This is a genomic window from Tranquillimonas alkanivorans, from assembly GCF_900115595.1.
GTDB classification, from domain to species: Bacteria; Pseudomonadota; Alphaproteobacteria; order Rhodobacterales; family Rhodobacteraceae; genus Tranquillimonas; species Tranquillimonas alkanivorans.
Genome location: NZ_FOXA01000059.1, coordinates 1 through 6,536, shown reverse-complemented (window position 1 = coordinate 6,536; position 6,536 = coordinate 1). Strand labels below are relative to the sequence as shown.

Below are 6,536 nucleotides of genomic sequence, written 5' to 3'. Positions count from 1 at the left end.
CGGGCCGCCTCGCTCAGGATCATCTTGTCGAGGGTCAGGTCGGAAACAGCCCGCCGGAGCCGTCGGTTCTCCGCCTCCAGTTCCTTGAGCCGCTTCAGTTGATCGCGGCTCATGCCGCCATACTGCCTGCGCCAGCGGTAGTAGCTCTGCTGCGTGATGCCGACCTGGCGCGCTGCATCACCGACCGATAGTCCTTGGCCTTGCAGAACTGCAATCTGCCGCAGCTTCAAGACGATGTCCTCGGGCTTCTCTCGCTTCCCAGCCATTCTCTGGTCCTCTCCATAACGGGATCATTTTATCCCTGGGGGCGGACCACTCCAGCGGGGGCACTCCACGGACTCGACCTGATGCCTCGTCTCGTCGGTCGCACTTTTTCTAACCCAATCGAGCGGGGTGACTATGACGCAAAAAGTCGGGCCTGCTTGGACGCAGAGGGACTCGCATTCGCGATGGTTCGATGGGTCGTCGACATCTACCACAACTCTCCCCACGAGGGTCTCGGCGGCCGAACGCCTTTGGATCAGTGGGAGGCCGACATGAACGAGGGGAACTTTCCAGTTCGTGCGTTGCCGGATTTACGCAGCAGGCGGCTCGCCTTCGGCATGGAGGTCACTCGAAAGGTCAGTAAGGCCGGAATTGTAGTAATGGGAGTCCATTACCAGAGCGATGACTTGATCTCCTTTTGGCTGATGCCTGGCTCGAAGACGGTGAAAGTCCGCTGGGATCCGGAAAACCTTGGTGCGATTGAGGTGCATCTCGACGGAGCGTGGCGCGAGGTGAAGGCCGTGCATGAAAGATTTGAAGGCGTGAACCTTCACGTTTGGGTCCAGGCGAGGAAAGCCCTTCGCGCGAAATCTGCGTCCAGGAAAGCTTGGGAAGAAGAGATTGTGTACAAGGCGATCGACGATATCGAGGCGCTCGTCCGCGAGAAATCCGTTGCCTTCGGTCTTATAGACACGTCCATCTCCGATGCACGGCTAAAGCACCTCGAAGCCACTCTTTTCTCCGGCTTCACGACGGTGCCGGACCGTAGGCTGCAGTCTGACGGGCAAGACATGGGCCAGATCATCACGCCGAAACCACCGAGTTTCGATCGGACGCATGCACTCGAGCCTAATGCGGCTCAGGCCGTAGATCTCGGTCAGCCGACAGCGGGGTCCCCGGGCAAGGCAGTCCGTAGGCCCAACTCTCCATCGCAAGCGCCGAAGCCCGCTTCCAAGGCGACATGGCTTCCGCGCGCCCTTGACGAGGACCAGTGATGATGGATCGCCCCGACGCCGCACGATTGACGCAGAAACTGCGCTCCATGCATGTGCCTAACGAACGAGATGCGGAGGTTGCCAAGCAAATCCTTCGACTGCTGGAGCGGGATGCTGAGGGGCGTCCCAGACCTGTCGCATGCCGTTTTACGGCCGAGAGGGAAACTCGCGGTATAGCGATGATCGAGCCCGCTGGCGGTGGCAAGACGACGGCGGTGCGGCGGGTGCTGCAGTCTATTCCTGCCCTTTCGGAAAACCCGGAGACCGGCCTGCCGAGATACCTTGAGTTGCAGGTGCCAAGTCCAGCGACGTTGAAGAGCGTTGGGCTCACTATCCTTAGCGCACTCGGTCTGCCCGCCAAGTCGCCGAACGCCAGGGAATGGGAGATCTGGGAGGCCGTTCGGCACCGACTTGCGCTGCTCGGGATCGTAGTGCTGTGGCTCGACGAGGCGCAGGACCTGCTGATGGCGAAGTCAATCTCCGACACGGAGAACTCTCTCCGCATGATCAAGTCGCTTATGCAAGGTCCGCACGCCGTCATTCCGATTCTGAGCGGCACTCAGCGGCTGGCAAGCATGACGGCCCTCGACCCTCAGGTCTCGCGGCGGTTCAGCAAGATCGTTCCAGCGGATCTTCAGCACGGGACCGACGACGAAAATCTCCTGGGCATGATCGATGCCTACTGCGACAAGGCCGGTGTTGAGGCCGTACTCTCGCCTGACTTGCCGGCCCGGCTCATAACTGCGAGTCGACGCCGTTTTGGCCGCGCCGTCGAGATTGTCGTGAATGCGATTGAGTGCGCCCTCTGGGATGAAGCGAAAGTCTTGACTACCGATCATTTCGCAGAGGCGTGGGCCGTCCAAGAAGGATGTGAGACGGATCAGAACGTTTTTTCCGCTCAGGATTTCCTCTCGATTGAACTCGATAAAGGCGCTGAGCAATACGAGGAGGCGCGGATGATGCGCCTCCATAAGAAGCTGGGAAAGGCCTGAAGCCATGGTTCTTGTTCCAGTCCTCCCGCCGCTCAAAGGAGAAAGCATCGTGTCTTGGTGCTGCCGGTTGGGCGTTTTCCACAGCGGTCTTCCGAGCGTGACTTGGCTCAAAATGATGCAAATCCCTCGCCACGGCGTGGCCGACGGCAGTGACGAGTGTATCTCTCGTTTGTCAGAACTCACAGGGATCGACGAAGAACTGGTTCGGGCGACCGCTATCTCGCGACAGGGAGAGCGGGTTGTCCGTCATCGCGCCGAGAGATTCGGTGGTGACTTCGCGCTTCGTACGCACACCACCTACTGCCCTGCTTGCCTGCTTGAGGATGCCGAACCCGGTGGTCTCAGCGCAGGACGCAGAGTGGGCCGCGTCAACTGGATGTTCGCCCCGGTACGTACCTGTTCGGTCCACGGAACCTTGCTCGTGCGGCGCGGAAACAGAGGCTTTCATGAGCGCTTTCAAGACATGGCTCTGGTGGCTCCGAATGATGCTGAGCTTGATCGTCTGGCGAGTCACGCACAGCAGCGGCCGCCCTCCCTGCTTCAAACATACGTCGAACAACGCTTTGAGGGAGTGCAGGCGTTCGAGTGGCTTGATGCACAGCCGCTCGACCAAGCCGTCCGGGCCTCCGAGATGCTCGGAGCTTGCCTTGCATTCGGAGCGCACACCGACCTCGATAAACTTACGATGTCGCAATGGTGCGAAGCCGGAACCGCCGGCTTCGAGGCGACGTCCAAGGGCCCTGAAGGCATCCGCGCTGCCTTGGAGAGTGTCGAAGCCGCCAGCCGGAAGTCCAAGAGCGCGGGCGGCCCTCAAGCAGCGTATGGCCGCCTATACCAGTGGTTGCAGTTCAAAAAATCCAAGAGGGAGCCTGGGCCGGTGCGCGAGGTGGTCCGCGACTACATCCTGGACACGATGGTAATAGAGCCGGGCACGAAGCTCTTCGGCGAAGAAGTATTGGTTCGCCGCCGACACTCCGTCAGAACCCTTTCGGCAACGAGCGGTGTTCACCCTCGGACACTGAATCGAGCCCTGGTCCGCGCTGGTGTTCTTCCGAACGGTGATGAAATGCGCGTCGACGCGCGCACGAGCTTCGGTGCCGCAGAAGGAGATGCGCTGGCGCGGCGGATAGTAAATTCAATTCCGATTAAGAGAATCCCCGAGTATCTCAACTGCAACCGAACGCAGGCGGCGACGCTTGTCCGGGTAGGCATCCTTCCCCAGGTAACTCCTGGGCTGGGAGGTCGAGGTGGCATTCTCACCAATGTTGCCACAGAGGATTTAGACGGATTTCTCGTTTCGTTTCGCTCTCAGGGTCGCCGCGTTGTCACCCCAAGCGATGGGATGGTTGACGTGATCACTGCCTCGGAGATTGTAAAAGAGACGGTAACGGACATCGTGCGCCTGGTCATCGAGGGCGCTCTTACACGTGTAGAAACTCTGGACAGAACGTTGAAGTTTCGGTCAGTCTTGGTCGATCCCGAGGAGGTTCGGGAAGTTGTACAAGCGAGGGAAGGGCAGGTAGGGCTCTCTGTTCAAGAAGTCGCAGCGAAGGTTAAGCTCTCCTACTCAGCGGTGATGGCCCTGTTTAAGCACGCCGGCCCCGGCGGTTTCCCTGTTTTGCGCTCGCAGAAAATAGTTAACGCTCGCGGAACAGTGCGTCACCGAATTGAGGAAAAAAAAATCGCTCGGTTCGAAGCTGAGCATGTTTCGCTGGATGCCTTGTCAGAGGAGCGACACGCAACTTCGGAAGATCTTCTCCGCTCTCTTCAGGCCGCCTCTATCGATCCGGTCTTTTGTGGCAGCGGAAAACATGATCTGATCTTTCGCCGCGCAGATCTGTAGGTGACCTTGTAGCAGAGCCGCCCGCGAGGGCGGCATTTTTTCTGCCTGAGATTTGGCAAAACTTCTGCCGTCCGGTTGGCAAAGAAGGCTGTTCCTCTCTTGGATGAGCCCGCTGCGTCCATTGAATTGATTGCATTTTTCGTCGATTGTGCAGTGTGATTGGCAAAACTTTGGTGACCTCTACAGTGACTGCAAGCAATTCATGACCATTCTGGGCGTGTTTTGTCCATTCTGACAGGCAATTCCTGTCCATCAGTTCGGCCTGCCTCCTTTTGGGGCTCCCGGGCGGAGGGCTCTTCCAGGGTAAAGGGAGCGGGTTCCCCACAGAGAGAGCGGCCCTCAGCACGGCTGCGTACGAAGCTCGCAGTAACGGAGATGATGGCCCTGCAAATCCTGGTGAACTCTGATGCCCCGTTGTCCTCGTTGCTGAAATGCTTCAGGTTGCGAGCAAACCAAACGGGCTTTGTTGCGCAATTCGGGAGAGGGCCAGACTCCCCCTTTCCCCGGACAGACTTATCCCGCGGGCCCTGTGACAGGTATGCCGAGCGCGGTGTAGCCGTTGAGCACGGCGATGCGGACCTGGAGCTCCGCGACCTGGCGGTCGAAATCTCGCGCCATGAGGCTTTGTCCCAGCAGTTTCAGGCAATGCATCTTGGTCTCGACGCGGCTTCGGCGGTGGTATCCGCTCCATCGTCTCCAGAGCGCGCGGCCCAGATATTTCGAGGTCCGGAGCGCTTCGTTGCGCGCCATCGCGCCGGCCGTTGATGGCTTCCACGGATTGGCATTCTTGCGCGGCGGGATCACCGCATCGGCTCCCCGATCTGCGATCGCTTCATGGCACTTTCGGGTGTCGTAGGCGCCGTCAGCGGTGACGCTTCCGATCCCTTCGTCGGCCGGGACCTGGTCGAGCAACTCGGACAGCATCGGCGCGTCGCCGACGTGGCTCCCGGTGATCTCGACGCACCTCCAGCGTTTGCTCGTCGATCCCGAGGTGGAGCTTGCGCCATAGACGTCGCTTTGGCCCGCCATGCTTGCGCGCATGCCACTCGCCTTTCCCCTCGGCTTTGATGCCGGTGCTGTCGATCAGGAGATGCAGAGGGCCTTGCGATCCACGATACGGAATGTTGACCGCCAGCGTCTTCTGTCGGCGGCAGAGGGTACTGTAATCCGGCACCGCCCAGTCCAGGCCGACCAGTCGCAACAAGCTCTCCACGAAGGCCGTCGTCTGCCTGAGTGCCATGCCGAACAGGACTTTCATCGTTAGGCAGGTCTGGATGGCGGCGTCACTGTAGTCTGGCTGCCGACCGCGCTTGCCGGTCGGTGGCGGCGTCCAGACCATCTCCGGGTCGAACCAGATCGTCAGGGAGCCGCGCCTCTTCAGCGCGTCGTTGTAGGCCGGCCAGTTCTTTAGTCTTGTAGACCAGTGGGTCGGGTCTGCTCATGTGCGCCAGCTATCACGCTGGATTCACGAGAGGAATCCAGCGTGATCTTTGTGCAACAAAGTCCCGGCAGCATGGAGCTTCAGCCTGCTGTTCCACGAAACGAGACTTCTTCGCGTCAAGGCAAGCCGGGCCTCACCGTCTCTGTCGGGACCAGCGGTGCGAGCTGGCGAAACATTGCGTCGAAATGTTCGTTGTCTTCAGCGCCCATGTCGTCCTTCGGCTTCAAGGACCGGTTGAACGGGCTCGTCGAAATCGGGCGGCTTCGCCACGAGCCGCCACCACAGCTATGGAGGTCCCTCAATGGGAACCGTGTTCAAGGGCATCGCCCTCGGCGTGTTCGCGACGCTCCTTGTCGGCATCGCCGGTTGGGTGACCGTCGTCTACACGGGGGCCTACAACGTCGCCGCCTCGGACCGGCATTTCGACGCGGTCCGATGGACCCTCGATACGACGATGCAGCGTTCCATCGCGCGTCGGGCGGACGGGGTTGAGTTGCCGGAAAGCTTTCCGGCCGAAAGCGTGGCCGAGGGCGCGGGGCACTACGCCGAGAGCTGCGCGCACTGCCACGGCGCCCCCGGCCGGGAGCCTGCCGGATGGTCCCGGGGCATGAAGCCCGAGCCGCCGCACCTGGTCGAAGCGGCTGCGCATTGGAGGGCCGAGGAGATCCGCTGGATCGTCGAGAACGGCATCAAGATGTCCGGGATGCCGGCCTTCGGCGCGGAACACGGAGCCGAGGAGATCGTGTCGATCACGGCTTTCGTCTCTCAGTTGCCGGGTCTCTCGCCGGAGGATTACGCGGCTCTGGTCCCGGACGGTGGCGGCGCGCACAGCAGTGGTGAGCAGAGCGGTGGCGCGCACGGCGGTGGCGCCGAAACCGAATAACGACGAACGAGGGAAACAGACATGTCCTACATCCGCTTTGGCCTGATGATCCTCACCTCCACGGTGGTGATGTTCGTCCTGATGTACCTGAACACCTACGCGTGGGAGCATCTCTTCT

General features: G+C 60.5%; 5 protein-coding genes and 2 pseudogenes. 5 read left to right on the top strand and 2 right to left on the bottom strand.

The features are described from left to right. Positions 1-266 (bottom strand): transposase (locus tag BM162_RS21900; RefSeq protein WP_143096300.1); only part of this gene is annotated, 266 nt, incomplete at its 3' end. 270 nt (positions 267-536) lie between these two features. On the opposite strand from BM162_RS21900, the gene BM162_RS21895 reads away from it, so the two are divergent. The 3 genes from BM162_RS21895 to BM162_RS21885 are packed head-to-tail and all read left to right on the top strand — an operon-like array spanning position 537 to position 4,094. After that, on the top strand, positions 537-1,259 hold the full coding sequence (locus BM162_RS21895; protein WP_177215336.1) for a Mu transposase C-terminal domain-containing protein: 723 nt from the start codon (positions 537-539) through the stop codon (positions 1,257-1,259). Further along, positions 1,259-2,251, top strand: a complete 993-nt coding sequence (locus BM162_RS21890) for a TniB family NTP-binding protein (protein ID WP_093425957.1) — start codon at positions 1,259-1,261, stop codon at positions 2,249-2,251. The genes BM162_RS21895 and BM162_RS21890 overlap by 1 nt, the downstream gene beginning before the upstream one ends. 4 nt (positions 2,252-2,255) lie before the next feature. After that, entirely contained in the window at positions 2,256-4,094 is a 1,839-nt protein-coding gene (locus tag BM162_RS21885; RefSeq protein ID WP_093425955.1) for a TniQ family protein, read from the top strand. A gap of 513 nt (positions 4,095-4,607) precedes the next feature. Here BM162_RS21885 and BM162_RS21880 read toward each other — a convergent pair. Continuing rightward, positions 4,608-5,536, bottom strand: a pseudogene (locus tag BM162_RS21880) (IS5 family transposase). Positions 5,537-5,845: 309 nt separating this feature from the next. Between BM162_RS21880 and BM162_RS21875 the strand changes: the two are divergent. Together BM162_RS21875 and BM162_RS23420 are read left to right on the top strand one after the other, a co-directional pair. Beyond that, positions 5,846-6,418, top strand: coding sequence for a c-type cytochrome (locus BM162_RS21875; RefSeq protein ID WP_218153166.1), 573 nt, complete (start codon positions 5,846-5,848; stop codon positions 6,416-6,418). 21 nt (positions 6,419-6,439) lie between these two features. Continuing rightward, a pseudogene (locus BM162_RS23420) lies at positions 6,440-6,536 on the top strand (DUF305 domain-containing protein); the annotation flags it as partial.

Coding starts and splice junctions, on each gene's coding strand:
- BM162_RS21885 (WP_093425955.1), top strand. CDS start 2,256: ATGGTTCTTGTTCCAGTCCTCCCGCCGCTCAAAGGAGAAAGCATCGTG.
- BM162_RS21890 (WP_093425957.1), top strand. CDS start 1,259: ATGATGGATCGCCCCGACGCCGCACGATTGACGCAGAAACTGCGCTCC.
- BM162_RS21895 (WP_177215336.1), top strand. CDS start 537: ATGAACGAGGGGAACTTTCCAGTTCGTGCGTTGCCGGATTTACGCAGC.